The organism is Nakamurella flava, assembly GCF_005298075.1.
GTDB lineage: Bacteria > Actinomycetota > Actinomycetes > Mycobacteriales > Nakamurellaceae > Nakamurella > Nakamurella flava.
The window spans coordinates 450,697-476,534 of record NZ_SZZH01000003.1 but is presented as its reverse complement, the minus strand read 5'-3'; the positions used below and the strand labels follow the sequence as shown (position 1 = coordinate 476,534).

25 protein-coding genes and 4 tRNA genes are annotated in these 25,838 nt (G+C 70.3%); 6 read left to right on the top strand and 23 right to left on the bottom strand.

Going from position 1 to position 25,838, the window contains the following annotated elements:
• Nucleotides 1-86: 86 nt before the first annotated feature.
• From rplJ to FDO65_RS13930, 9 genes are all read right to left on the bottom strand, one after another.
• On the bottom strand, nt 87-689 hold the full coding sequence (gene rplJ, locus FDO65_RS13970; protein ID WP_137450291.1) for a 50S ribosomal protein L10: 603 nt from the start codon (nt 687-689) through the stop codon (nt 87-89).
• Between the two features lie 300 nt (nt 690-989).
• Nucleotides 990-1,391, bottom strand: a complete 402-nt coding sequence (locus tag FDO65_RS13965; RefSeq protein WP_137450290.1) for a hypothetical protein — start codon at nt 1,389-1,391, stop codon at nt 990-992.
• A 54-nt stretch (nt 1,392-1,445) separates the two neighbouring features.
• Nucleotides 1,446-1,757, bottom strand: coding sequence for a hypothetical protein (locus FDO65_RS13960; RefSeq protein WP_137450289.1), 312 nt, complete (start codon nt 1,755-1,757; stop codon nt 1,446-1,448).
• Nucleotides 1,758-1,788: 31 nt separating this feature from the next.
• The gene (locus FDO65_RS13955) at nt 1,789-2,700 is read right to left on the bottom strand and encodes an SCO4651 family lipoprotein (RefSeq protein WP_137450288.1); all 912 of its coding nucleotides are present in this window, start codon (nt 2,698-2,700) and stop codon (nt 1,789-1,791) included.
• Nucleotides 2,701-2,926: 226 nt separating this feature from the next.
• On the bottom strand, nt 2,927-3,649 hold the full coding sequence (gene rplA, locus FDO65_RS13950; protein ID WP_137450287.1) for a 50S ribosomal protein L1: 723 nt from the start codon (nt 3,647-3,649) through the stop codon (nt 2,927-2,929).
• Between the two features lie 99 nt (nt 3,650-3,748).
• Entirely contained in the window at nt 3,749-4,183 is a 435-nt protein-coding gene (gene rplK / locus FDO65_RS13945; RefSeq protein WP_137450286.1) for a 50S ribosomal protein L11, read from the bottom strand.
• Between the two features lie 45 nt (nt 4,184-4,228).
• On the bottom strand, nt 4,229-5,038 hold the full coding sequence (gene nusG, locus FDO65_RS13940) for a transcription termination/antitermination protein NusG (RefSeq protein ID WP_137450666.1): 810 nt from the start codon (nt 5,036-5,038) through the stop codon (nt 4,229-4,231).
• A gap of 257 nt (nt 5,039-5,295) precedes the next feature.
• On the bottom strand, nt 5,296-5,853 hold the full coding sequence (gene secE / locus FDO65_RS13935) for a preprotein translocase subunit SecE (RefSeq protein WP_137450285.1): 558 nt from the start codon (nt 5,851-5,853) through the stop codon (nt 5,296-5,298).
• 86 nt (nt 5,854-5,939) lie between these two features.
• Nucleotides 5,940-6,012 (bottom strand) — tRNA-Trp (locus FDO65_RS13930).
• Nucleotides 6,013-6,238: 226 nt separating this feature from the next.
• On the opposite strand from FDO65_RS13930, the gene FDO65_RS13925 reads away from it, so the two are divergent.
• Nucleotides 6,239-7,486, top strand: a complete 1,248-nt coding sequence (locus tag FDO65_RS13925; RefSeq protein ID WP_137450284.1) for a pyridoxal phosphate-dependent aminotransferase — start codon at nt 6,239-6,241, stop codon at nt 7,484-7,486.
• 99 nt (nt 7,487-7,585) lie between these two features.
• Here FDO65_RS13925 and FDO65_RS13920 read toward each other — a convergent pair whose 3' ends face one another.
• From FDO65_RS13920 to FDO65_RS13890, 7 genes are all read right to left on the bottom strand, one after another.
• Nucleotides 7,586-8,023 (bottom strand): MaoC family dehydratase, encoded by a 438-nt coding sequence (locus FDO65_RS13920; RefSeq protein ID WP_137450283.1) that lies wholly within the window; start codon nt 8,021-8,023, stop codon nt 7,586-7,588.
• On the bottom strand, nt 8,020-8,469 hold the full coding sequence (locus tag FDO65_RS13915) for a MaoC family dehydratase N-terminal domain-containing protein (protein ID WP_137450282.1): 450 nt from the start codon (nt 8,467-8,469) through the stop codon (nt 8,020-8,022). The genes FDO65_RS13920 and FDO65_RS13915 overlap by 4 nt, the downstream gene beginning before the upstream one ends.
• Before the next feature lie 30 nt (nt 8,470-8,499).
• Nucleotides 8,500-8,664 (bottom strand): 50S ribosomal protein L33, encoded by a 165-nt coding sequence (gene rpmG, locus FDO65_RS13910; RefSeq protein ID WP_137450281.1) that lies wholly within the window; start codon nt 8,662-8,664, stop codon nt 8,500-8,502.
• 105 nt (nt 8,665-8,769) lie between these two features.
• A tRNA-Met gene (locus FDO65_RS13905) sits at nt 8,770-8,845 on the bottom strand.
• 77 nt (nt 8,846-8,922) lie between these two features.
• Nucleotides 8,923-8,995: transfer RNA gene (locus tag FDO65_RS13900), tRNA-Thr, on the bottom strand.
• A gap of 89 nt (nt 8,996-9,084) precedes the next feature.
• On the bottom strand, nt 9,085-11,685 hold the full coding sequence (locus FDO65_RS13895) for a putative bifunctional diguanylate cyclase/phosphodiesterase (RefSeq protein WP_137450280.1): 2,601 nt from the start codon (nt 11,683-11,685) through the stop codon (nt 9,085-9,087).
• Between the two features lie 419 nt (nt 11,686-12,104).
• A tRNA-Tyr gene (locus FDO65_RS13890) sits at nt 12,105-12,186 on the bottom strand.
• Between the two features lie 241 nt (nt 12,187-12,427).
• Between FDO65_RS13890 and FDO65_RS13885 the strand changes: the two genes are divergently transcribed.
• Complete coding sequence (locus FDO65_RS13885; RefSeq protein ID WP_137450279.1) at nt 12,428-12,919, top strand: YajQ family cyclic di-GMP-binding protein; 492 nt, start codon at nt 12,428-12,430, stop codon at nt 12,917-12,919.
• Between the two features lie 63 nt (nt 12,920-12,982).
• On the opposite strand, the gene FDO65_RS13880 is transcribed toward FDO65_RS13885, so the two are convergent.
• Nucleotides 12,983-13,864: a helix-turn-helix domain-containing protein gene (locus FDO65_RS13880; protein WP_137450278.1), complete on the bottom strand. Its 882-nt coding sequence runs from the start codon at nt 13,862-13,864 to the stop codon at nt 12,983-12,985.
• A gap of 132 nt (nt 13,865-13,996) precedes the next feature.
• Here FDO65_RS13880 and FDO65_RS22555 point away from each other — a divergent pair, with 132 nt between their 5' ends.
• Together FDO65_RS22555 and rarD are read left to right on the top strand one after the other, a co-directional pair.
• Complete coding sequence (locus tag FDO65_RS22555) at nt 13,997-14,320, top strand: hypothetical protein (RefSeq protein WP_205850033.1); 324 nt, start codon at nt 13,997-13,999, stop codon at nt 14,318-14,320.
• A gap of 133 nt (nt 14,321-14,453) precedes the next feature.
• Nucleotides 14,454-15,446, top strand: coding sequence for an EamA family transporter RarD (gene rarD, locus FDO65_RS13870; RefSeq protein WP_205850032.1), 993 nt, complete (start codon nt 14,454-14,456; stop codon nt 15,444-15,446).
• On the opposite strand, the gene FDO65_RS13865 is transcribed toward rarD, so the two are convergent.
• The 3 genes from FDO65_RS13865 to FDO65_RS13855 all read right to left on the bottom strand — a co-directional run bounded on the left by FDO65_RS13865 (nt 15,416) and on the right by FDO65_RS13855 (nt 18,670).
• Nucleotides 15,416-16,372, bottom strand: coding sequence for a ketopantoate reductase family protein (locus tag FDO65_RS13865; protein WP_137450277.1), 957 nt, complete (start codon nt 16,370-16,372; stop codon nt 15,416-15,418). The genes rarD and FDO65_RS13865 overlap by 31 nt on opposite strands.
• A 66-nt stretch (nt 16,373-16,438) precedes the next feature.
• Nucleotides 16,439-17,032 carry a hypothetical protein gene (locus tag FDO65_RS13860; RefSeq protein ID WP_137450276.1) on the bottom strand — a complete coding sequence of 198 codons (594 nt, stop codon included), beginning with the start codon at nt 17,030-17,032 and terminating at the stop codon, nt 16,439-16,441.
• 102 nt (nt 17,033-17,134) lie between these two features.
• Entirely contained in the window at nt 17,135-18,670 is a 1,536-nt protein-coding gene (locus FDO65_RS13855) for a helix-turn-helix transcriptional regulator (protein ID WP_137450275.1), read from the bottom strand.
• Nucleotides 18,671-18,834: 164 nt separating this feature from the next.
• Between FDO65_RS13855 and aceA the strand changes: the two genes are divergently transcribed.
• Together aceA and aceB are read left to right on the top strand one after the other, a co-directional pair.
• On the top strand, nt 18,835-20,157 hold the full coding sequence (gene aceA, locus FDO65_RS13850; protein ID WP_137450274.1) for an isocitrate lyase: 1,323 nt from the start codon (nt 18,835-18,837) through the stop codon (nt 20,155-20,157).
• 175 nt (nt 20,158-20,332) lie between these two features.
• Complete coding sequence (gene aceB / locus FDO65_RS13845) at nt 20,333-22,036, top strand: malate synthase A (RefSeq protein ID WP_137450273.1); 1,704 nt, start codon at nt 20,333-20,335, stop codon at nt 22,034-22,036.
• Between the two features lie 110 nt (nt 22,037-22,146).
• On the opposite strand, the gene FDO65_RS23110 is transcribed toward aceB, so the two are convergent.
• From FDO65_RS23110 to FDO65_RS13830, 3 genes are all read right to left on the bottom strand, one after another.
• Nucleotides 22,147-22,875, bottom strand: a complete 729-nt coding sequence (locus tag FDO65_RS23110) for a GntR family transcriptional regulator (protein WP_137450272.1) — start codon at nt 22,873-22,875, stop codon at nt 22,147-22,149.
• A gap of 142 nt (nt 22,876-23,017) precedes the next feature.
• Nucleotides 23,018-24,490, bottom strand: coding sequence for a polysaccharide biosynthesis protein (locus FDO65_RS13835; RefSeq protein ID WP_137450271.1), 1,473 nt, complete (start codon nt 24,488-24,490; stop codon nt 23,018-23,020).
• 320 nt (nt 24,491-24,810) lie between these two features.
• Nucleotides 24,811-25,791, bottom strand: coding sequence for a polyprenyl synthetase family protein (locus FDO65_RS13830; protein ID WP_137450664.1), 981 nt, complete (start codon nt 25,789-25,791; stop codon nt 24,811-24,813).
• Between the last annotated feature and the right edge of the window lie 47 nt (nt 25,792-25,838).

The window sequence follows — 25,838 nt, the reverse complement described above, 5'->3', positions numbered from 1 at the left end:
GCGGTGGTACTGGGTGGAGCCGATCGGTGATCCGACCGGGATGGCACACACCGCGCCGTCCGGGGACGACAGCGGTGCTGGTCGGATCAGGCCGAAGCCGTCTCCTCGGAGCTCTCGGACGCGGCTTCCACCGACTCCGTCACTCCCAGATCGGTCGCGCCCGCAGCGTCGCTGCCGGCGGCCTTCTTCTCCTGCAACGCGGCCGCCAGCTGAGCGGTCTTGGTGGGCAGCGCGTTGAGGACCACGGCGGCCTTGGTGAGCGTGCCGAGCATGGCACCGGCCAGCTTGGCCAGCAGCACCTCGCGCGACTCCAGGTCGGCCAGCTTGGTGACCTCGGCCGGCGCCAGGGCCTTACCGTCCAGGACACCACCCTTGATCACCAGGAGCGGGTGCGCCTTGGCGAAGTCGCGGAGCGCCTTCGCGGCATCGACGGGCTCGCCGTCGATGAACGCCACGGCGGTCGGGCCGGCGAACAGGTCGTCCAGACCGGTGACCCCGGCCTCGGCGGCAGCCCGCTTGACCAGGGTGTTCTTGGCGACCGTGTACGACGTGTCCTTGCCCAGCGACCGTCGCAGCTCGGTCAGCTGCGACATCGTGAGACCGCGGTACTCGGTGACCACTGCGGCGTTGGCCGAGCGGAACCGGTCCGAGATCTCGGCGACCGTGGCGGCCTTGTCGGACTTGGCCATCTGTCGCCTCCTTCCTGCCTCGTCTTCTCCCCCGGGACGGCGAAGGGCCGTCCGGGCACACCGTCCACCGCCGGCGGACGGGCCGGAAAATGACGAACGCCCCATGCACAGGGCACGGGGCGCGACAGGCTCTTCGTCACCAGCGCACTGCACCGGTCGAAGCGAACTGCTACCTCGTCCTCCTGCGCGGGCCGCCCGGAAGTTTTCCGGAACCTTCACCCGCGCACGCGGGAGCCGACGGTCTTCGGTGGATCGCTGACCACGATACCCCATGTTGCGGGGTGCGACGGTCGCCAAGGTTCAGCGGGCGGTGACCTCGGCGGGAGCGGGGGCCTCGATGGCCGGGACGGTGTCGAAGGCGCTGACCGACATGGTGCCGACGATCTCGCCGTCGGCCGTCGCCTGGGTGAACACGGCGTGCAGCACCCGGTCCCTCTCGTCGACGTAGAGGTCCATCGACACCGACCCGGCACCGGGGTCGGCGTCGACGAGGTAGCGGGGATCGGCGTCGCCCCGGTAATGCCAGACATCGACGGGGGTGTCCCCCAACCCCTCCAGCTGGCCGTTGTCGACCAGCTCCACCGAAGTCAGGGCGAGGTTCAGCTGGTCGACGAACTCGGGCCCGAGGCCGTGCCGCAGTTCGGCGAAGGTGTCGGCCAGCTTCTTCACCGCACCGTCGGCGGCATCCGCGGCCGGAGTCATCCACGGCGTGGTGATGCCGAGCGGGCCGAGCACCCCGTCCCCGGCCAGGTAGGTCTATCCATCGACCATCCGGACGGTGACCTCCAGGTCGGGGATCCCGGACTGCGACGCGTCGACCGCCGGGTCATCGGGCAGGGTCAGGCCGACCTCCCAGTCCCGAGCGACGCCGTCCTGCTGGGTGACCGTGAAGGTGGTGGTCGACCTGTCCGGGCCCTGCAGGTCGAAGGTGCCGACAGTGCTGGTGACCTGCTCCCGGAGGAACGACTGACGGTGCCGGTGACCGGGGCGACCGCGGCACTTCCGGCCACCCCCGGCGGCCGTTCTCCCTCCGCTGCGTATCCGAATCGCACGTCGGTGTTTCCGCACCGCTGGACCGGCTTCGCGACGAGGACCAGGCTCAGCCGGTGCTGACCTCGGCGGGGTCGGGGGCGGTGATGTCGATGGGCTCGTCGTACGCGAGGGCATGGACGGTGGTGACCAGCCGCTGGCCGGACGCCTGCTGTTCGACCTGGGTCTTGATCATGCGGCCCTGAGCGTCCAGCCACAGATCGGTGGGGATGGTGTCCGGGATGTCCGCGCCGGCGGGAATGCTGGGGGCCGCCGAGCCGAGGGCCTCCAGCGACTTCCGGATGTCGATCACCACCTGGTAGTGCGTGGTGGGGGTGCCGTCGACATCCTCGGGGCCGATCTCGGTGGACGACACCATGGCCTGCTGCATCTTCTCGATCTGCTCGGCCCCGACGCCCTGCCGCATCGACTCCAGCTGCTGGCCGAGGGCGGCGATCTGCGGGTTGTCCGACTGCGAGGTGATCTCCAGCCAGGGCTTGTCGATCTTCAGTTCCTTGAGCAGCGCATCGCCGCCGACGTAGGCCTTCCCGTCGACGTACAGCATCTTGATGGTCACCTCCTGGCTCTTGGCCGCAATCGTCAGGTCACTGGACAGGGCCTGCATGCGACCGCCGGCCTGCGAGCCGGTGAAGGTGCCGGAGGCGACCTGCTTCTCGGCCCCGGCGTCACCGGCCTGGACGGTGATCTCGCCCCGCACGCTGCTCATCTGCTGGGCCGCGCTCAGCGCCTGCGCGAGGAACGCCGGCGACCCCGTCGTCCCGCCGGACCCACCGGCCGGGTTCTGCCCGGTACCGCTACTCGTCGTGGCCGGGCTACTCGATGCCGCCACGTCAGCGGAGGCGGAGGACCCCGTCGCTGACGCCGCCGTGGTCGGTGACCCGGCGCAACCGGCGGTGAGCAGTGCGGCAGCGAGCAGACCCAGGGCGCCGCGACGGCGGCGAGATACGGGCGGGACGATCACGGTGGCCTCCTGTGACGTGCGAAACGTGCCCTTCCTCTCACCAGCCGCCGATGGCCTGAATCACCCGGCGGTCAGCCGTACCCCACCGTGCCAAGGCATCACCGATTCGGCCCAATAGGCCACCGTGATTCCTCGAAACGACAACGACCCCCGATGACCGAAGTCATCGGGGGTCGTGGCGGTAGAACGGATCGGCGCCGTGGTCGGCCGGCGCCGGCGGGTCAGGTCAGGCGGAAACGCCCTGCTCCTGCTCGAGCAGGTTGCGGGTCAGCGCCGGATCGACCTGGATCCCCGGACCCATGGTGGTCGCGAACGACACCTTCTTCAGGTACTTGCCCTTGGCCGCGGACGGCTTGGAGCGCAGCACCTCGTCGAGGGCGGCCGCGTAGTTCTCCACCAGCTGCTCGACCGGGAACGAGACCCGGCCGATGACCAGGTGCAGGTTCGAGGCCTTGTCGACGCGGAAGTTGATCTTCCCGCCCTTGATGTCCTTGACGGCCTTGGTGACGTCGGGCGTCACAGTGCCGGTCTTGGGGTTCGGCATGAGACCGCGCGGCCCCAGGATGCGCGCGATCCGACCGACCTTGGCCATCTGGTCGGGAGTGGCGATGGCGGCGTCGAAGTCGAGCCAACCGCCCTGGATGCGGGCGATCAGGTCGTCCGAACCGACGGCGTCGGCCCCGGCGGCTTCGGCCTCGGTGGCCTTGTCACCGACGGCGAAGACGATGACCCGGGCGGTCTTACCGGTGCCGTGCGGCAGGTTGACGGTGCCACGGACCATCTGGTCGGCCTTGCGCGGGTCGACACCCAGGCGCATGGCGACCTCGACGGTGGCGTCCATCTTCGACGGGGACGTCGTCTTGGCCAGTTCGGCGGCCTCGAGCGGCGTGTAGAGCTTGTCGCGGTCGACCTTCTCGGCCGCCTCGCGGTATGCCTTGCTGCGCTTCATTGCTGTCTCCTAGAGGAAAGTGGCTGCGGCGGACAGGCCGCAGTCGGAGGGTGTGGTTGGTGCGGACCGCGCCGGGTCCTCCCACGGTGGAACCGGGACTCAGCCCTCGACGGTGATGCCCATCGAGCGGGCGGTGCCGGCGATGATCTTCTCGGCGGCCTCGACGTCGTTGGCGTTGAGGTCGACCTGCTTGAGCTGGGCGATCTCGCGCACCTGGGCCGAGGTGATCTTGGCGACCTTGGTGGTGTGCGGGGTGCCGGAACCCTTCTCGACACCGGCGGCCTTGAGCAGCAGCCGGGCGGCGGGCGGGGTCTTCAACTTGAAGTCGAAGGACCGGTCCTCGTAGATGGAGATCTCGACCGGGACCACGTCACCGCGCTGCGACTCGGTCGCGGCGTTGTAGGCCTTGCAGAACTCCATGATGTTCACGCCGTGCTGGCCCAGCGCGGGGCCGACCGGCGGAGCCGGGTTGGCCAGACCGGCCTTGATCTGCAGCTTGACGATGGCGGCAAGCTTCTTCTTCTTGGGGGGCATCTTTCTGGACTTCTTTCCTGGGTGCGTACTGGGCTGTTACTGCAGTCAGATCTTCTCGACCTGAGTGAAGGCGAGCTCGACGGGCGTCTCCCGACCGAAGATCGACACGAGCACCTTCAGCTTCTGGGCGTCGGCATTGACCTCGCTGATGGTCGCCGGCAGCGTGGCGAACGGACCGTCCATGACGGTGACCGACTCGCCTTCGGAGAAATCGACCTCGGTGCGGGTGGTGACGGCACCGGCGGTCGGCTGGGACTTCTCGGCCTTGCGCGGGGCGGCCGGGGCCAGGATCTTCACGACCTCGTCGATGGTCAGCGCGGACGGCCGCTGGGCCGTCGCGCCGACGAAGCCGGTCACACCCGGGGTGTTGCGGACCGCGCTCCAGGAGGCGTCCGTCAGGTCCATCCGCACCAGGATGTACCCGGGGTAGACCTTGCGCTGGACCAGCTTGCGCTGGCCGTTCTTGATCTCGGTGACCTCTTCGGTCGGGACCTCGATCTGGAAGATGTACTCCTCCATGTCGAGCGACTTGATGCGGGTCTCGAGGTTGGTCTTGACCTTGTTCTCGTAACCGGCGTACGAGTGCACGACGTACCACTCGCCGAACGCGCGCTTCAGCGACGCCCGCAGCTCCTCGGTCGGGTCGACCTCGGCGGTCTCGCCCTCCGCGGTCTCACCCTCGACGGCCGAGCCGGCCTCGGGGTCGGCCTGCTCGGGGTCGCCATACTCGGCGAGGTCCTCGTTGCCCTCACCCTCGGCGCTCTCGTCGTCGTCCGCGGCACCGTCGACCGGCGTCGCGGCCAGGGTCTCGTCGGCGTCGGTCGGCGCATCGGCCGGCGGCGCGGGGGCGAGCACTGTCCGTTCGCCGTCGCTGAGGACCTCCTCGTCCGCCGCGTTCTCGAGCGTCGAGGTCTCCTCGTCCGTCGCGTGCTCGCGGACGGAGTCCTCGGAGTGGTCGAGGTGGCTGGACACGGTGGATCTCGCTTCCTTCTCGTCCGGTCTGACCCGGTTCTGCACTGCCTGGGTGGCGGTCGTTCTCTTCGATGGTGCCTGTCGTGGCCGTGGGGCGTCACGGGGCGGCGAGCCAGACCCCCGGCGCCGACGGCCACGGGTCAGCCGAAGATCGCCAGCACCCCGCGGGCGAAGAGCACGTCCAACCCGGCCACGTAGGCGACCATCACCGACACGAACACGATCACGACGATCGTGTAGGTGACCATCTGGTTGCGCGACGGCCAGATGACCTTCCGCAGCTCGGCGACCACCTCACGGAGGAAACGCCGCAACCGGACGAAGATGTTCCCCCGGCCCTCGCCGGCGGATGCCTCGGCCCGGCTGCGGGTGGCTCCACCCTTGCGCTCGCTGCGGGCCTTGACCGTGCCGACCGCGTCGTCATCACTGTCGGCCGTCTCGGCGGTGGTGGGTTCGCCATCCGCGTCCACGGTTACCGAACGACGTGCCTTGGGCGCCGGGCGGGCACCAGCCGCCGCGCGGGCTGCGGCCCGGGCCGAGCCGGCCGCCGCACGCGGGGTCGTCCCGCCATCGGCCGCGGTCTCCGCCGGGGCGGATGCCGTCGAGTCGTCGGACCCGGCGGTGGACGACGTCTCGTCCGCGGCGCTGCCGGCGGGGGTCTCCCCGTCGCGGGGAGCCGGGTCGCGGTCGTTGCTCACTCGCTGTCCGTTCGCTCGCAGGTGGGGTGGCCGTGGTCGGGTGCTGATCGTCGGCGCACCGCGGGTGCGCCGGCCGATCGGTGGTGCAGGGGCGACAGGACTTGAACCTGCAACCTGCGGTTTTGGAGACCGCTGCTCTGCCAGTTGAGCTACGCCCCTCTGTGCCGCCGGCCGAGGCCGACGACGATCGGGATGCCCTGGGGAACCCGTCCGCACGCAGCCGTCACGAACCGCCGACGACCCACCTACGGGCAGACCTCAGTACACCCCGGCTGACCAGTGTAGGACACGCGGGCACCGGAACGACAATCCGGCGCCACCGGTCACCGGATCGGCCGGCCGGGCCGGGCTCCGGGGAACCTTCGTGACATGCCACGATGAACTCATGAGCATCCCGGCCCCTTCCTCCGAAGCGCCCGTCCGCCCCCGCCTGTCCGCCCGGGTCGGCAACATCGCCGAATCCGCCACCCTGGCCGTCGACGCCAAGGCGAAGGCCCTCAAGGCGGCCGGTCGGCCGGTCATCGGTTTCGGCGCCGGCGAGCCGGACTTCCCCACCCCGGATTACATCGTCGCGGCCGCCGTCGAGGCCTGTGGCAACCCCGCCAACCACCGTTACACCCCCGCCGGCGGGCTCCCCGCCCTGCGGCAGGCGGTCGCGGACAAGACCCGGCGGGACTCGGGCCTCGAGGTCACGGCCGACCAGGTCCTCATCACCAACGGCGGCAAGCAGGCCGTCTACCAGGCCTTTGCCGCGCTGCTGGATCCAGGTGACGAGGTCCTGCTGCCGGCTCCGTACTGGACCACCTACCCGGAGGCCATCGCCCTGGCCGGCGGGGTGACGGTGCCCGTCGTCGCCGACGAGACCACCGGCTACCTGCTGAGCGTCGACGACCTCGAGGCGGCCCGCACCGAACGCACCAAGGTGCTGCTGTTCTGTTCGCCGTCCAACCCGACCGGTGCGGTCTATCCGCCGGAGCAGGTCACGGCCATCGGCCGGTGGGCGGCCGAGCACGGCCTGTGGGTCATCACCGACGAGATCTACGAGCACCTGGTCTACGGGGACGCGACGTTCGTCTCCATGCCGGTCGTGGCGCCGGAGATCGCCGATACCTGCATCATCGTCAACGGCGTGGCCAAGACGTACGCGATGACCGGCTGGCGGGTCGGCTGGATGATCGGCCCCAAGGACGTCATCAAGGGCGCGGCGAACCTGCAGTCCCACCTGACCTCGAACGTCGCCAACGTCAGCCAGCAGGCGGCCCTGACCGCGATCACCGGATCCCTCGACGCCGTGGACGAGATGCGCACGGCCTTCGATCGTCGGCGGCGGACCATGGTCGAGCTGCTGAACAAGATCCCGGGCGTGCAGTGCCCCGAGCCGCTCGGGGCGTTCTACGTTTATCCCTCGGTGCGGGACCTGATCGGCAAGGAGTTCGACACCCCGACCGGCCCGGTCCGCCCGCAGTCGTCGGCCGAACTGGCCGGGCTGGTACTGGATCAGGCCGAGGTCGCGGTCGTCCCCGGCGAGGCGTTCGGCACTCCGGGCTACTTCCGGCTGTCGTACGCCCTCGGCGACGACGACCTCGTCACCGGGGTCACGCGGATGGGCGAGTTCCTGGCCACCGCCCGCTGACCGGCCCCACCACGCCGAACGCCGCCATCCCCTCGGGGTGGCGGCGTTCGGCGTCTGCGGGTGTGGAGGTCCGGCCGGCGGGCCGGGTCCCGTCGGGGGTCAGGCCAGCGCGACGACGGCGCGGGCCTTGCCCAGCACGGTCTGTCCGTTGAACGTGGCCGTGATGTCGACCCGGGCGGTGCCGGCGGCCTCGTCGAGGGCACCGATCTTGGCGGTGATCTCGAGGGTCGCCCCCGCGGTGTCATCCGGGCCGTCCGTGACGACGACGGGACGGGTGAAACGCACCTCGTAGGAGCGGATGCGGCCCGGGTCGCCGACCCAGTCGCTGACGACCCGGCCGGCCGTGGCCATGGTGAGCATGCCGTGGGCGATGACGTCGGGCAGACCGACGGACGTGGCCACCCGGGCGTTCCAGTGGATCGGGTTGAAATCACCGGAAGCACCCGCGTAGCGCACCAGCTGGGCGCGGGTCAGGTGGGCGACGAGAGCGGGTAGCTGGTCGCCGACGGCGACGGACGCCAGTGCGGGGGTGCTCACTCCGCGCCTCCACGGACGACGAGGGTCACGTGGCAGGTGCAGACCGGAGCGGCGGACGGATCGGTGATCTCGGTCCGCAGGGTGATGACCTCGTTGCCCGCCAGCACGCGGACCGCGTCCACGTGGACTTCGCAGGTCAGTTCGTCGCCAGCCACGATGGGGCGGTGGTGCTCGAACCGCTGGTCACCGTGCACGACGCGACTGAAATCGACACCAAGGTCGGTGCCGAACAGAATCGCGTCCTGCGCACCCGCCGCGACCACGATCGCGAAGGTGGGCGGGGCGACGAGGTCGGCGTAGCCGGCCGCTCGGGCGGCGGCCCGATCGGTGCAGACGGCGGCCGTCTCACCGATGGCGGCGGCGAACTCACGGATCTTCTCGACGCCGACGACGTACGGCTGGGGGTACGGGAAAGACCGCCCGACGTACGCGGTGTCGATGGCCACGAGGGGATCCGTGAGCTCTGCGCGAGCTGACTAGCGGGTTTCCTTGTGGTTACGGTGCGTCCCGCAGTTCGGGCAGAACTTCTTCACCTCGAGCCGGTCGGGATCGTTCCGACGGTTCTTGCGGGTGATGTAGTTGCGGTGCTTGCACTCCTCGCACGCCAGGGTGATCTTCGGGCGAACGTCGGTGGCAGCCATGATGAATCTTCTTTCTCGCGCCTGTTCAGGAATGGTCCGGGACGCGGCACAGCCGCAGAACCATCGACCAGTATTGCAGCAGTCATCAGGCGACAACCGCGATCGTGGTAGCGATGGCCGGACTTGAACCGGCGACACAGCGATTATGAGTCGCTTGCTCTGCCAGCTGAGCTACACCGCCACGGGCAGGCACCGGGCTTCGGCCGGTCCTGATCGGAAGCTCCCGAGTCGGTTCGCACCGACCGGGACCTCCGTCCGAGCCCCTTTACGGAATCGAACCGTAGACCTTCTCCTTACCATGGAGACGCTCTGCCGACTGAGCTAAAGGGGCGCTGCTCTCTGGCTCTCCGGAGTGATCCGGCCGCCCGGAGGAAGCTCGTCAACTCTACATTACGACAGGTCCAGGAACGAAACCGCTGGTCAGGACATCATTCGCAGCACGTGGACCGACGAATCGGGGTCGTAGATGGTCACCGTGCGAGACGCGAGCCAGGCCTCGAAGCGGTCCAGGGGCAACGGCCGGGAGATCAGGTAGCCCTGCGCCTGATCGCAGTGCATGTCCCGCAACGCGTCGCGCGCGGCCTCCTCCTCGACGCCCTCGGCCACCACCCGCAGGCCCAGCGAATGCCCCAGGTCGACGATGGCGCGCACGATGGCCAGGTCGCCCAGGTCGCTGCCCATGCTCATGACGAACGAGCGGTCGATCTTGATCTCGTCGATCGGCAGCCGCCGCAGATAGGCCAGTGAGGAGTAGCCGGTCCCGAAATCGTCCACCGACAGGCCCACGCCGAGCGCATGCAGCCGGTTCAGCACCGGCAGGGAGTGCTCCGGGTCCTCCATGACGGACGATTCGGTGATCTCGAAGGTCAGCAGTGCCGGGTCGACCCCGTGCTTGCGGAGGGCGTCGTTGACCTTGCCCGGGAAACCCACGGCCATCAGGTTGCGGACGGAGAGGTTCACCGCCGCGGCGATGCGCACCCCCTGGGCCGCCCACTCGGCCAGCTGGCGCAGCACGGTGTCCAGGACGTGCTCGAGCAGGATGTCGATCGACCCGGTGGCCTCGATGGCCTCCACGAATTCCGCCGGAGACACGAGACCGAACTCGGGGTGCATCCACCGCACCAGCGCCTCGACGCCGATCAGCTGGCGATCGGCCAGACCGATCTTCGGCTGGTAATGCACGACGATGCGGCCCTGCTCGATGGCCTGCCGGAACTGGGTGACCAGCTGGAAGCGCCGGCGGTAGACCTCGCCCATGCTCGGCCGGTAGATCTGCAGGCTGTCCTGACGGGTGCGGGCGGCCATCATCGCCATCTCGGCCCGTTGCAGCATGGTTCCCGGTTCGACGGCCATGTCGCCCAGGATGTCGGCGGTCGCGGTCGCGGTGACCAGGGCGATGCCGAGGCTGGGTTGCGGGTCCACCTCAATGCCGTCGAGCCCGTAGGCGGCCGAGGCCACCCGGAGCATCTGGGCCCCGAAGGTCACCATGTCGACCTCGGGCATCGCCTCGAGCAGCACCGCGAACCGGTCGGTCTCGATCCGGGCCACCGGACGGCTCGGCCCGGTGAGCTCCCGTAGCCGGTCGCCGGCCGCGCGCAGCAGACGTTCGCCGCGATCGTGCCCCAGGGCGTTGTTGACCTGCGACAGCACGTTCAACTCGACCATCAGCACGGCGCCGCCGCTCTGCTGGGCGATGACGTCCTGGACGCGCACCGTCAGGCCGGGGCGGTTGAGCAGGCCGGTGATGGCGTCGTGGTAGGCCTCGTGGCGCAGGGTCTCCAACAGGCGCAGGTTGTCCAGCGCGGTCGCGATCTGCCCACTGAGGGTCTGCAGGACCTTCTCGTCGTCGTCCCGGAACCGACCCCACCGGGTGACGCGGTCGCGGACCTCGAGGTAACCACGCTCACGGTCCCCGGCCTGCAGGGGCACCACCATCACGTCCCAGGCCGGCCGAGCGGCCAGTGCCTCGAGCACCGCCGGATCCTCGATCCGATCGTTGGACGCGCGCGCCGCCCCGTTGGCCCGTGCGGCGCGGATGACGGGATCCTCGCAGCCCACGTCGGCGATCGGGCGGGGGCCGTCCGGGCCGGCTCCGAGAGTGAGATGCCGGCCGTCGTCGTCCTGCAGGTGCAGGACGGCGACCTCGGCGTTCATTTGTTCCCGGATCTGGGCCAGGACCTCCTGCCAGCCGCCTTCCGACGTCCCGATGGCGCTGATCTGGCGGCCGATCGCGTACATCTGGGCCAGATCGGCATGCTGGCGGAGGAAGACGAAGTAGGTGCGGTAGATCGCGCCCAGCACCGCGGCCATCAGCAGGCACAGGATCCATCCGGCACTGCCGCTGCGCCAGACGGTGAAGAGGACCAGGGCGAACGTGACCACGGTTCCGCCGGCCAGGATCGCCCGGGCGATGAACCGCACCATCGGCTCGGACGGCCCGATGAGCCGGTAGGTCAGGCTGACGGCGAACGCGGACATGAGCGCGCCGGCCAGCACCCCGGCTCCGACCGCCAGGTACTGGATGGGCATCGTGCTGTCGGGGCGGACGATCGCCAGCATGACGGCGGCGGCGGTGCCCGTCTCGACGACGATGAACGACAGGTTCACGGCGACGTTGCGCCACTTGTCCCGTCGGAAGAGGAACACCAGCAGCCCGGCGGCGGCGTGGGTCACCCCGACCAGCCAGGGCGGCAGCACCAGCAGTCCGATGACCATGGGCAGCTCGGACCCCGAGACCAGCCAGGTCTCCCGGCGGACCTCGATCTGCAGGGGGAACAGCTCACCCAGCAGGAACGCCGCGATCAGGATCAGGCCGCCGACCAGCAGGCTGCTGTCGGACACCTGGATGCTCGGAGCGGCCAGCACCGGCCACCACAGGAGGGCCGAGACGGCGAAGACCACCGCGGCGACGATCGGGAAGATGCGGGGGCCGGAGTAGTACGTGCGGGGGGCGGTGTCCACCGCGGCGACCGGCGGATCGGCCGGCGCGGCGGCGGCAGCGGGGACGGGTAGTTTGGCCACCGGGCGGATCGTGGTGTCCGCCGGCGCCTCGGATGGTGCGCCGGGGGGCCACGGCGGCGGCTCCGAGCTCGGCGTCGCGTCACCGGACACAGCAGTCACCTCCCCGACCCACGCCTGCACGCACCTCGCCGCGGGGCCATCTGCTGCGGGCATGAGGGAAATCCGCCGGCCGCACCCCCGTTCCGTACGGAGCGTAGCCCGTTGGTGGCGATTCGAGAACGAACGCGGCAGCCCTATTCACCCGGGTGCGCTGGACGTACCGACGCAACTTCGCGTCCCGGGCGAAAACCCGTGATATTCCCGTACGCCAACGGGGGCTTGCGCCACCCGGCTGCGACGCCCGACGTCGTCGAAGAGCGCGCCGGCCGGAAACGACGATGGGCCCCGTTCCGGAGAACGGGGCCCATCGTCGGTGCGGGTGGCAGGTGAGGGATTCGAACCCCCGTAGGCTGTGCCGGCTGATTTACAGTCAGCTCCCTTTGGCCGCTCGGGCAACCTGCCGGGCTGCGGACACACGGACGATTCCCGATTCCGGGCAGACCCGGGAAGTGGTGACCGTGCGGCGCCGGGCAAGCGTACAGGCGGGGGGCCCTGGTTTCCCAATCGCCTCCCGGCCCTGGGCCCGGCCCGGTCGGGTCGCCGCCGGCGCGGGCACAATGTGGCCCGGGCGCATCCGTCCCGGCGGTGCGCACCGGTCGGGGACGTCCGCCCGTCCGCCGCATCCCCCAGGTAAGGAGTTCCGATGGCCGACGCATCCTTCGACATCGTCAGCAAGGTCGACCACCAGGAGGCCGACAACGCCCTCAACCAGGCGGCGAAGGAACTGTCCCAGCGGTTCGACTTCCGCGGCACGGACACCACCATCGCCTGGGCCGGCGAGGACAACATCACCATCACCTCCAGCACGGAGGAGCGGTGCACGGCGGCCATCGACGTCTTCAAGGACAAGCTCATCAAGCGGGGCATCTCGCTGCGGGCCCTGGACATGGGCGAACCGGCGGCGTCGGGAAAGACCTACAAGGTGACCGGGTCACTGTTGAACGGGATCGCCTCGGACAAGGCCAAAGCCATCGTCAAGCGCATCAAGGACGAGGGCCCCAAGGGCGTGCAGGCCCAGATCCAGGGTGACCAGCTGCGAGTGACCGGCAAGAAGCGGGACGACCTGCAGGCCGTCATCGCGCTCCTCAAGGACGCCGACCTGGACATCGCCCTGCAGTTCACCAACTACCGCTGACCGACGCGGCGTCGACGCCCGCACCCGGTCCGGCTCGACCGGGTCCGGGCGTCCCGGACGGCATCAGTCCGCCGCCAGCTCCTGCAGCAGCGCGCGCGAATCGGCCGCCGGCAGCGCCATCTCGGTGAGCAGACGGTGGTCCCGCACGTAGCGATCGACCTCGGCGTCGACATCGACGAATGAGATCCGCGTCTTGTTCTCCAGGTAGACCACGTCCGCCGCTCCGGTGGCGGCGGACTCCAGCACGCTGAACGACCCAGCGCTCACCGGCGGGATACCGGCCGCGAACGGCAGCACCCGGATGTCCACCCCGGGCCGTTCGGACGCGGCCACCAGGTGGGCGAGCTGTTCGCGGCGGATCCGGACGGGGTCCGCGCCGCCGCCCGGCGCGCTGACCGCCGATCGACGCAGCACGGCCTCGTCCAGGACGACGGACAACCGGAGCGGCCCCGGCTCGGTGGCGCGATCCAGGACTGACTGTCGACGCCGGCACACCTCGACCCGACGTTCGATCTCCGCGGCCGACGGGCGCTGCCAGGTCGAGCGCACGACCTGCCGGACGTAGTCAGGGGTCATCACCAAAGGATGCGGCAGCACGGCGCAGTAGGTCCGCAGGGCGGTCGACCCGGCCTCGAGCCGCAGCAGCGCGGCGTAACCGGACGAGAGCGAGTCCGCCCAGGCCTCCCACCAGCCGTGGGCCGGCCCGGCGGGGGCGAGTCGCCGAAGGGCGGTGGCCGGCTCTGGCGGCAGACCATAGAGCTCGATCAGGCGATCCAGGTCGTCAGGGGCGATGCCGATCCGACCGTTCTCGATGCGCGAGACCTTGGACGCCGACCACCCGGTGGCGGCGGCCACGTCCTGGCCGGTCAGTCCGGCCGCGATGCGCAGCCGGCGCAGCTCGGCGGCCAGCCGCCGCTCCCGGACGGATGGGCTCACTGTGCTCATCGGACGCTCCCTGCAGACGGTCGTGCAATATTGCAAGGCTACTTCCTGCCGGACCGTGATCGGTGTCACTCTGCGGAGACCGATGACGGCGCGGCAGCAGCCGCCGCCCGGTACCGCAGGGAGGGCCTGGAGATGGACAGAGTCAGCGTGACCGTCACCATCATCGTGATCGCGGCGCTGGTGACCCTGGTACTGGTCGCCTTCGTCCGGGAGGGCGGGCGGCGCACGCCGCGCCGCCGCCGGAGCGGCGCCGCAGCCGACGGCGGATCCCCGGGCTGGTACGCCTTCGGCGGCAGCGACGCCTCGACCGGCCACGGCGGCCACTGCACCACCTCGAGCAGCGGCCACGGCGGAGGGTGGTTCGGCGGCGACGGCGGTGGTTTCGGCGGTTTCGGTGGGGACGGCGGTTGTGGCGGCGGAGACGGGGGCGGCGGGGGTGGGGGCGGCGGGGACTGACCCGTCCCACTCCCCCGCACCCGGGGTCGTCGCCGTCCGCGCCATCGCCACTGGCCGGTGACGTGCACCGCCGAGTGGCCCCGGGGCCCGGCGGCCACCTACCGTGAGGGCGGCGAAAGATCGGGGTTGAAGAGTGTCTGCTCCTGACGACGGCCGCCGTGGTCCTGCTGCGGGAGCCGTCGCGACGAACGGCCTGTGGTTCGGGCTGGTGGCCTACAGCATCTGGGGGCTGTTCCCCCTCTACTGGCCGCTGCTGCAGCCGTCCGGCGCGGTCGAGATCCTGGCCCACCGGATGGTCTGGTCGCTGCTGGTGTCCGCCGTCGTCCTCACGGTGGTGCGGGGATGGCCCGCCCTGCGGGCGATGTCCTCGCGCACTTGGCTGCTGGTGATGGCCGGGGCGGTGGTGATCTCGGTCAACTGGGGCCTCTACATCTGGGCGGTCAACAGTGACCAGGTGGTGGAGGCCGCGCTGGGCTACTTCATCAACCCGCTGGTGACGGTGGCCCTGGGCGTCGTCGTCTTCTCCGAGCGGCTACGGATCGCCCAGTGGGTGGCCGTCGGCCTGGGCGCGTTGGCCGTGGCGGTGCTCACCGTGGCCGGCGGATCGTTCCCATGGATCGCCCTCACGCTGGCCGCGTCGTTCGCGACCTATGGCCTGATCAAGAAGGTCATCCCGGTGGCTCCGACCACGTCGCTGACCGCCGAGGGTCTGGTCCTGCTGGTGCCGGCCGCCGGCTACCTCATCGTGCTCGGCGCGACCGGCGGCTCGACCGTGCCGGGCAATGGCGCCGGCCACCTGCTGCTGCTGATCGGCACCGGAGTCATCACCTGCGTGCCGCTGCTGGCCTTCGCGGCCGCGGCCCGACGGCTGCCGCTGTCGGTACTGGGGCTGCTGCAGTACCTGACCCCGACAGTGCAGTTCCTGCTCGGAGTGCTCTGGTTCGGTGAGCAGATGCCGCCGGCCCGGTGGATCGGCTTCGGGCTGGTCTGGCTGGCCCTGATCGTCTTCACCACCGATGCGCTGCGGCGGGCCCGCACCCAGCACGTGGCCCGGGTGGCGGGGGCCGAGAGGTCGGGTTCGACCGACCCGGACGCTCAGCCCGTCGACTCGCGTTCGGACCGGTAGACGCCTAGGGCCATCCGCGTCGCCCGCAGCAGCGGAACGGGCAGGCCCGCCCGGTCCGCCCGATCGACCAGGTCACCGATGATGGCCTCGTCCTCCACCGGACGCCCGGCCCGGCGGTCCTTGTCCATCGACGCCCGGTTGCCGGACGTCGTGTCGGTGAGGATCGTGAGGTCCTTGGCCAGCTTGCCATCGCTCGGCCGGAAACCCGCCGCTTCGGCGACCGACGCCGTCTCGGCCAGCAGCGCGGTGATCGTCGCGACGCCACCCGGAGCGCTGGACGCCTGGCCGAGTGTCCCGCCGGACAGCACGTTGGTGCCGGCGAAGGCGGCCAAGAAGACCCACTTCGCCCACATCTCGGCGGTGACCTTAGCGCTTCGGGTCGCCGTGAAGCCGCAATCGCGGGCGGCGGCGTCGAAGGCCCGGAGGCGCTCGGTGTCGGACCCGTCGCGCTCCCCGTAAGTGATGGCCGGGGCCACCGGTCCGGCCAGCACCCGGCCCCGCTCGTCCAGGTACGACGAGACGAACGCGTACCCACCGAGGACGGATGACCCGCCGAACTCGGCGACCAGCCGGTCGATGTGGCGCATCCCGTTCAGCAGCGGCAGCACCGTCGCCCCGTTCCGCACGGCCGGGCCGACATCGATGACGGCCGATTCGAGCCCGTACGCCTTGGTGGCGAGCACGACGAGGTCGAATCGGGGCCCGTCGCGCAGCTCGGCGGCGGTCAGGACGGGAGCGTTCACCGTCACGCCGTTCTGGCCGTCGACGTCCGGCAGACCCGGGCCGCCGACGATGGTCAGCCCCTCGTCGCGGACCTGCGCGGCCCGTTCCGGACGCAGCAGAAAAGTGACGTCCCGCCCGGCCGCGGCCATCAGCCCGCCGAACAACCCGCCGACCGCACCGGCACCGACGATCAGGATGCGCATGACCCGATCCAACCACTGCCCCACTGGGGGTGATCCGCCGTCGCTGCGCGAGAACAGCGGCGGTGGTCACCGAGTCGCGGACCGACCAGGCGGCCGGACACGGGTGACCCTCGTCGGTTCACCCCGACGCCTCCAGGGCCGGCCGTGGCTGGATATTCGGCCGCCGATGTCCGTCAGCCACAACTCGGATGATGTCGTGCCGTCGGGACGTTCCCACTGCCGGAGCTCGAGCGGACGGGACAACTGCTCCTGCAGCCACTCAACCGTTCGCTCCGCTGCCTCGACGTCGGTCATCGATGGGTCGTGGACGTTCAGGATCTCGTCGTAGTCGGGATGGAATCCGTCCCATAGATACCCGTCACCCCAGTAGCCCTGCAGGGCGCTCCCGTTCCACAGCACCTGGAGATCCAGGTTCCACGTGCAGGGGGGACGAAGGGCCCGACGGGTCTCGTGGTCGAGGACGTCGACCAGGATCAGACAACCACCGAAATCCATCTGGTGCCCCGGCTGGATGCACTCCGTCGCCCAGGGGTCGACCAAGCCGGCCAGCCGTTCGACGCCGAGCCGCCGAAGGTGCACGACGAATGGCTGGTCGGCGGAGTCCTGGTACTGATCGACGAACCAGTCCTCTGCGTCGAGGCCGCCGCCCTTGGAACCCACCGCGGCAGAATGCCCGATCGGATCGATCGCCCGCCGCGACTGGGGCCAACACGCCATCTCTGCGCGAGAACAGCGGCGTTCTTTACCGAGTCGCGGGCGGAATCAGGAGGTCGGCGCGGGAGAGTTGCGGTCCAGGAAGGCGAGCACCTCGGTCTGGTCGACGCCGGGGAACACGCCGGGCGGCATGGCGGCCAGCAGGTGGGCATGCGCCCGGGCGCTGGGCCAGGCGAGACCGTCCCAGCGGGAGGCGATCTCGGCCGGCGGCTGGGAGCAGCAATCCGGATCGGGGCAGCGGGACTTGCTCCGCTCCACGGTTTCCCGGCCGCGCATCCACTTCACGTGCGCGTACGGGACCCCGACGTTCACCGAGAACAACCCGGCCGGGGTGCGGTCGACAAACGCCGTGCACCAGTAGGTCCCGGACTTGGTGTCGGTGTACTGCTGGTAGGCGGCCGAGAGGTCGGGCTGGTCGAAGACGACGCGCGCCGTCCAGTAGCGGCACACCCGCTGCCCCTCGATGGCGCCGGTGGCGTCGGTCGGGAACTTGATGCCGTCGTTCTCGTACGCCTTGTAGATGACGCCCGACGAGCTGATCCGCATGAAGTGCACCGGCAGGTCCAGGTGCCGGGTGGCCAGGTTGGTGAAGCGGTGCGCGGCGGTCTCGTAGGAGACGGCGTAGGCGTCCCGCAGGTCCTCGATGGCGATGTCCTTGGCCGCGCGGGCCCGCCGCAGCAGCGCCATCGCCCCCTTTTCCGGGATCAGCAGCGATGCGGCGAAATAGTTGATCTCGACCCGCTGGCGCAGGAACTCCGAGTAGTCCGACGGCACCTCGTGGCCGAGGACGACGTGACCGAGGGCCTGCAGGGCCAACGACCGGGAGTCGTGCTGACCGGCGTCCGGCTGCGGCAGGTAGATCAACCGGTGGGCGAGATCAGTGACGGTGCGGGTGGAGTCGGGCAGATCCGAGGTGTGCACGAGACGGAACCCGAGGTGCGCGGCCATCCGGTCGACCACGGTGCGGGTGATCGGCCCGCCCTCGTACCGGGTGGCGGCCAGCAGATCCGCGGACACCGTCTCGATCTCGCCGAAGTAGTTGTCCCGCCGGCGCATCAACTCGCGCAGCTCGGCGTTGGCCCGGCGGGCGTGCTCCGGGGTGGCAGCCCGTTCGGCCTGCACCTTGCCCAGTGCCTGGTGCAGCCCGACCAGCGCCTCGAGTGCCTCCATGGGCAACCGGGGCCCGGTCCGGACGGCGGGAATGCCGAGCGAACGGAACGAGTCGGCCCGTTGCGCCTTCTCCAGCTCGATCTCCAGCGCGGCCCGCCGGCTGGGCGGCTCGGCGGCCAGCAGATCACCGATGCCGAGACCGAGGCCGGCGGCCAGCGCTCCGAGGACGGAGAGCTTGGCCTCCCGTTTGCCGTTCTCGATGAGCGACAGCGCGGAGGCGCTGATCCCGGCCAGCGCGGCGATGTCGTCCAACGTCTTGCCCTGGCTCCGGCGCACGTGCCGGAGCCGGCGGCCGATGGTCAGCGGATCGGGGCCACCCCCGGCGGTTTCGACCCCCCCACCAGTGGTGGCGTGACGTACGTCACCCTGCCGTAACCCACCGGAAACGGCCCTGCGGGGCCCGCTTTCGATCATTGCTGCACGCTAGCGCAAGAACTGCGTTTCTTGAAGAGTGGCTAGCGTTGTTCAACCTCGACTCTTTCGCCAACAGTGGTCCCACACCGGCCGGGAGCAACCGGCCCCGGATGGCAACAGCCCAGCGATCGGATCGCGAGATCCTCGAAAGGAACGGGTCGACGATGACTGCGACTCTGAACCCCACTGATAGCGACACCACGACGACGGCCTCCCCGGAGGCGCAGCTCGAGCGTGAGTGGGCCGAGAACCCCCGCTGGGCCGGTATCTCCCGCACCTACAGCGCCGCCGACGTGGTGCGCCTGCGCGGGACGGTCCAGGAGGAGCACACCCTGGCCCGCCTCGGTGCCGAGAAGCTGTGGGACCTGATCACCACCCAGAAGTTCGTCCGAGCACTAGGTTCGCTGACCGGCAACCAGGCCGTGCAGATGGTCAAGGGCGGTCTGGAGGCCATCTACCTGTCCGGCTGGCAGGTCGCCGCCGACGCCAACCTGGCCGGCCAGACCTACCCGGACCAGAGCCTGTACCCGGCCAACTCGGTCCCGGCCGTCGTCCGTCGCATCAACAACGCGCTGCTGCGGGCCGACCAGATCGACCACTCCACCGGCAAGAGCGCCACCGCCGAGGCGATCGACTACCTGGTCCCGATCGTGGCCGACGCCGAGGCCGGCTTCGGCGGCCCATTGAACGCCTTCGAGCTGATGAAGGGCATGATCGCGGCCGGCGCGGCGGGCGTGCACTGGGAGGACCAGCTGGCCTCCGAGAAGAAGTGCGGCCACATGGGCGGCAAGGTCCTCATCCCGACCAGCCAGCACGTCCGGACCCTGAACGCCGCCCGGCTCGCCGCCGACGTCTCCGGGATCCCCAGCGTCATCGTCGCCCGCACCGACTCGCTGGCCGCCGACCTGCTGACCAGCGACGTCGACCCGATCGACGCGCCGTTCCTGACCGGTGAGCGGACCAGCGAGGGCTTCTACCGGGTGCGCAGCGGCATCGAGCCGGTGCTCGCCCGGGCCAAGGCCTACGCCCCGTACTCCGACCTCATCTGGGTCGAGACCGGCACCCCCGACCTGGGTCTGGCCCGCGAGTTCGCCACCGAACTGCACCGCGAGTTCCCCGGCAAGATGCTGGCCTACAACTGCTCCCCGTCGTTCAACTGGAAGTCCAAGCTGTCCGACGCCGAGATCGCCACCTTCCAGGACGAGCTGGGCGACCTGGGCTACCGGTTCCAGTTCATCACCCTGGCCGGCTTCCACGCCCTCAACCACTCGATGTTCACGCTGGCCCAGGGCTACGCCAAGACCGGCATGAGCGCCTACGTCGAGCTGCAGGAGCGGGAGTTCGCCGACGAGGCCGCCGGCTACACCGCGGTCAAGCACCAGGCCGAGGTCGGCACTGGCTACTTCGACAAGATCGCCACCGCCCTGAACCCCGACAGCGGCACGCTCGCCCTCAAGGGTTCCACCGAGGAAGAGCAGTTCCACTGATCGGCCTCGTAGAGCGCGGTCCAGCGGGCCGGTCCTTCACCGGATCGGCCCGCCGGGCCCACCGCGCACCCACCAGTCCCCGTCCGAACCCGACACCATTTCCCGCGCTGTCCCGATGAGCCACCGCTGACGGTGGCCACCGCCACCGACAGCCGTTCGTCGAAGGAGTCCCGCCATGTTCAGCACCCCCAAGGCCCCCCGCATCAAGGGCACCATGCACCCCCGGTTCGACGAGATCCTGACCCCCGAGGCGCTGGCCTTCCTGGCCAAGCTGGACGGCGCGCACGCCGGTCGCCGGGCCGAGCTGCTGGCCGCCCGCCGCGAGCGCAGCAAGCGCGTCTGGGCCGGTGAGAAGGTCGACTTCCTGGCCGACACCCGCAGCGTCCGGGAGGACAAGAGCTGGAAGGTCGCCCCGCCGGCGCCCGGCCTGGTCGACCGGCGCTGCGAGATCACCGGCCCGCCCACGCCGAAGATGAGCATCAACGCGCTGAACTCCGGGGCCAAGGTCTGGATGGCCGACTTCGAGGACTCCCTGGCACCGAGCTGGCGCAACGTCATCGATGGTCAGCTCAACCTGCGGGACGCGATCCGCGGGCACCTGGAGTTCACCGACGAGGCCTCGGGCAAGGAGTACCGGGTTACGGCAGAGACCCCGCCGACCATCGTCGTCCGCCCCCGGGGCTGGCGGCTGTGCGAGAAGCACATCACCATCGACGGTCGCCCGCTCCCGGCGGCGCTGGTCGACTTCGGGTTGTTCTTCTTCCACAACGCCCAGCAGCTGATCGACAACGGTGCCGGGCCGTACTTCTACCTGCCCAAGCTGGAGTCGCACCTGGAGGCGCGGCTCTGGAATGACGTCTTCACCCAGGCCCAGGCGCTGCTCGGCATCCCCCAGGGCACCATCCGGGCCACGGTCCTGATCGAGACGCTGCCGGCCGCGTTCGAGATGGAGGAGATCCTCTACGAGCTGCGCGACCACAGCTCGGGCCTGAACGCCGGGCGCTGGGACTACATCTTCAGCTACATCAAGACGTTCGCCTACAACGGCGGCGACTACGTCCTGCCGGACCGTTCGTCGATCACCATGACCACCCCGATGATGCGGGCCTACACCGAGCTGCTGGTCAGCACCTGCCACCGGCGCGGCGCCCACGCCATCGGCGGGATGGCCGCGTTCGTCCCCAGCCGGGCCGACCAGAGCGTCACCGAGCAGGCCCTGGCCAAGGTGAAGGCGGACAAGGAGCGGGAGGCCGCCGACGGCTTCGACGGTTCCTGGGTCGCCCACCCGGGCCTGGTCGCCACCTGCACGCAAGCGTTCGACGCGGTCCTGGGTGACCGGCCGAACCAGCTGGACAAGCAGCGTGACGACGTCCATGTCACCGCGGCCGACCTCATCGCCGCCGGCGCCACCCCGGGCAAGGTCACGCTGGAGGGCCTGAAGACCAACATCTCGGTCTCGTTGCGCTACCTGGCCGCCTGGGTCAACGAGCAGGGCGCCGTCGCCATCGACAACCTGATGGAGGACGCGGCCACCGTCGAGATCTCCCGCACCCAGATCTGGCAGTGGCTGCACCACAAGGTCCGGTTGTCCGAGGGCCTGGTCGTCACTCCCGACCTGGTCAACGAGCTGGTCAAGCACGAGGTCGACGCCCTGCACGCGCAGGCCACCGACGAACGTTCCCACCGGCACGTCGACGAGGCCCGGGACGTGTTCGTCGAGTCGGCGATGGGTGAGGACCTGCCGGCGTTCTTCACCCCCTACGCCTACGTCCGCTACCTGATCGACCGGCCGTTGCAGCTGCGCGGGCCGATCAGCAAGGACGACCTGCGGATGTCGGAGAAGGTCCCGCCGCGCGAGCCGCAGGCCGCCCACAACTGAGGGCAGCCGATCGAACTGCAGAGACACCGAAAGGGCCGGGTGCTGACGGGACACCGTCAGCACCCGGCCCTTTCGGCCGTTCCGGACCCGCTCGGGCGGATCCCGGGGACTCAGCCGACGAACGTATCGGGCCCCTGCGTGACGTCGGCCAGCCGAGCCAGCGCGTCGAGGGACTGGGAGACCGAAGGCTCCAGGAAGGCATCCAGCAGCTCGTCGGTCACGGCGACGACGAAGTCGCCCATCGGCTGATCGTTCGGGGCGGGCAGGGCGGCCAGGCCCAGCCGGACGACATGGTCGACCGAGCTCAGGGTCCGGCGCAGCACCGGGTTGGCTGAGGACGCGGTCAGCACGTCGAGCACCCGGAACAGCCGGGAGACCGCCCGGTCCGCCGCGTTCGGACCCGTCGGCGGGGTTCCACCGCCGACGGCCGGCGAGTCGCCCGGGTCGGCGGCGGACGCCTGGATCTCGGCCAGGCGGCGATCACGGTCGGGGTCACCGACCGGCACCACTTCGTCGACGACGGTCCGCAGCAGGGCCACCCAGACGATGACGGCCTGCCGGGTGCGGCGGGAATCTACCAGGCTCACCCGGGTGTACCGGGCGGCGGCGGCCTCGACGAGACCGATCTCGCGGAGACGCTGCAGCGCTTCCCGGACCGGCGTCCGCGACACCCCGAACTGGTCGGCCAGTTCGATGTCGTTCAGCCGTTCCCCGGGCCGCAGGCGACCGTCATGGACCGCGCCGAGGATCTCGGAGTACACAAAATCGGCCACGCTGACCTGCTGAGGCAGCACGGGCGAAGATCGCAGCAGCCGCTGTGACGGCGCGTCGAGGGACATTCATCGACCTTTCGGTCAGTCACGCCCAACCTTTTCAAGCTGCTTCTTCAACTGTGAATGGGCGGACACCGTCCCAGTACCCTACGAAACGCTGCGCGAACATGTCAGCGGGACATTCGCTCTTCCGGGCAGAAGTTCCGGGTCAGGGCGCCGGAACCAGCGCCGGTACGCGAGGTTCGGTGGCCGTTCGCGCGTCGGATGGCCGCGTCGTTCCGGATGTCCGGCTGGCGTCACCCCGCCGTCGGCTGGCCTCGAACTCGACGCACTCCCGGATGCGCAGGTCGTCGACCTCGACGAGATCGGGCGCGTGCGCCCGCAGCAGGACCAGGTGACGGTCGATCTCGGCGTCCCCCAGCGTGGTCAGCCAGTCCTGCAGCAGTCCCCACCCGGTCTCGACCAGAACCCGGCGCAGGGTGTCGTCGACGTCCTCGGCGCGGGCCCGCGCCATCACGTCCGCGACGGCCAACCCGGCGGTCGAGCAGGCGGCGGCCGGGGTACGCAGCAGGTCCACCTCGACGCTCGACGGCGCCTCCTGCACTCCGAAGGCCTCCAGGGAGCTGAACAGCGGGCTGCGCTCCCCCGACACCAGCGGGTCGTACAGCGCCGGGTAGGGCCGCTTCTCGTAGCCGGCCTCGTAACCGCAACACTGCAGCACGGCCCGGCTCCCCGTCCGCACGAGCATCCCGATCGCCAGGTCGAGCAGGGAGACCGGCCACCCGAGATCGCGGATCGCCGACAGCGAGAGGTCGCCGGGCCGGGAGTCGAGCGCCGAGGTGAGGAGCAGTTCGGCCGCCTCCCGCGCGGACTGCAGGTAGAACATCGACCCCGGGTCGTGCAGCCGGATCGGCTCGTCCGCCGCGCACCAGTCGGCGAGCCGGCGGTGGATGATCGAGTTGTCGACGACGTGGGTGAAACGGACGGCGGACAGCGACAGGGCAGCGGTGGCCCGGCCCGGGGCGGCGGCGTGCCGCAGCAGCCACTCGGTGACCTTCTTGGAGCCCGCATAGACGTCGGGAGTGAACGGGCGGAGCGCCTTGCCGGTCGAGGCGCAGGCCAGACGCAGTTCACCCGCGTCGGCCAGCTCACCGCAGGCCTCGACCAGGTGCGCGGTACCGGCGACGTTGGTGGCGAGCGTCTCGGCGACCAGGCGTTCGGCCAGCCCGGGGTCGTGCTGGGCGGCCAGGTGGTAGACGACGTCCGGTCGCAGGTCGGCGAGCGTGGCCCGGACGGCGGCGGCGTCGCGCAGGTCCAGGCGCCGGTACTCGACGCCGGGCAGGGGGCGACTGCCGGCGAATCTCCCGCGACTGAGGACGACGACGCGGGCGGGTCGGTAGGTCGCGACCTGTCGGGTGACCTCGGCACCGATGCAGCCGGTCCCCCCGGTCACGACCACGGTGCGCCCGGCGTGCAGGTCCAGCAGGCGCTCGTGATCGACCCGCAGGCCGCGCGCCGCGGTCTGTTCGAAGCGCTCCAGCTCCTCGGTCGCGATGTCGGCTCGAGCCGCGATGAGCTGGTCGGTCACCTCGCGCAGTCGACGGTGGGTGGCGGGGTCCAGCGCGGGGACGGCGGGGGTCGTCACGGCCCGCAGGGCCGCCACGGGGTCGGACAGGGGCATGGGACCTCACTTCTGCCGGCAGAGGCCGGTGTCGTTCTGCCGGGCCACCGGTCCCCGTCGTCCGGTGTCCCCGCCAGGCCTGACTGTTGCGGGCGCCGGGCGCCCGTCCGCCGACGACCGGGCGAGTTCCGGAGTCGGGGGGAGAGCGATTCCCGCCCTTCGTCACGCTAAGCAGCGAACGCCTCGGGCTCAATAGCTCCGTCGTGTCCACTGTGTCCGGTTGGCCACACCATTGCGACGATCACTCACCGGCCGGTGGCGCCGTTACTCGGCGAAGGGGTGATGAGGGTGCCCGACCGGGTCGAGACCCGACGGAGAGCTCAGAAGGTGCGCTCGACCACGAACCGGGTCAGGGACCCGAGGGCGTCGCGCGACGAGCAGGCGGGCAGTTCGGACAGCGCCTCGGAAGCGGTGTCGGCGTACTGCGCGAGGGTCTTCCGGGCCCGCTCCAGCCCGGCCGACTGCCGCAGCAGGGTCATGGCCTCGGCCAGCTCGGCGTCGTCGGTGATGGGGCCGGCGACGAGTTCCCGCAGCCGGGGGTCGGCCGACGGGTCGGCCCGCGTGTAGAGCACCGGAAGGGTGGCGACACCCTCCCGCAGATCGGTACCCAGGGTTTTGCCCGACTCCGTGGACGCGATGTCGATGATGTCGTCGGAGATCTGGAAGGCGACACCGACGGCCCGGCCGAACCGGCGCAGCGCGGCGATCTGGGCGTCGGTGGCTCCGGAGAACATGCCGGCGTAACGGCCGCTGGTGTCGATGAGGGAAGCCGTCTTGCCGTCCAGCACGCGCAGGTGGTGGTCGATCGGGTCCTCACCGTTCAGCGGCCCGACGGTCTCCCGGGTCTGTCCGGTGACCAGCTCGGCGAACGTCTCGGCGATGATGCGCACGGCGTTCGCGCCGAGATCGGCGACCAGCCGCGAAGCGTGCGCGAACAGGAAGTCGCCGGTGAGGATGGCGACCGAGTTCGACCAGCGGACGTTGGCCGTGGTCGCTCCCCGGCGCAGCTCCGCCTCGTCCATCACGTCGTCGTGGTAGAGCGTCGCCAGATGGATGAGTTCGACGACGGCCGCCGCGGTGATGACCGCGTCGCCGTCCGGATCGGGACCGATGCCCGCGGCCACCAGGGTGAACAGCGGGCGGAACCGCTTGCCGCCGGCCTGCATGAGGTGGGAGGCCGCTTCGGTGACGAACGGGAACTCGCTGATCAGCTCCTGCTGGAGCAGTTCCTCCACCCGCTGCAGGCCCGTGGTGACACGCGCCATCAGCTCGGGGTCGGCCAGGTGGATGCCGGCGAGCATGGGCGGCGCGTTCACACCCCCGACCTTATGTCAGGGCACCGGGCCGC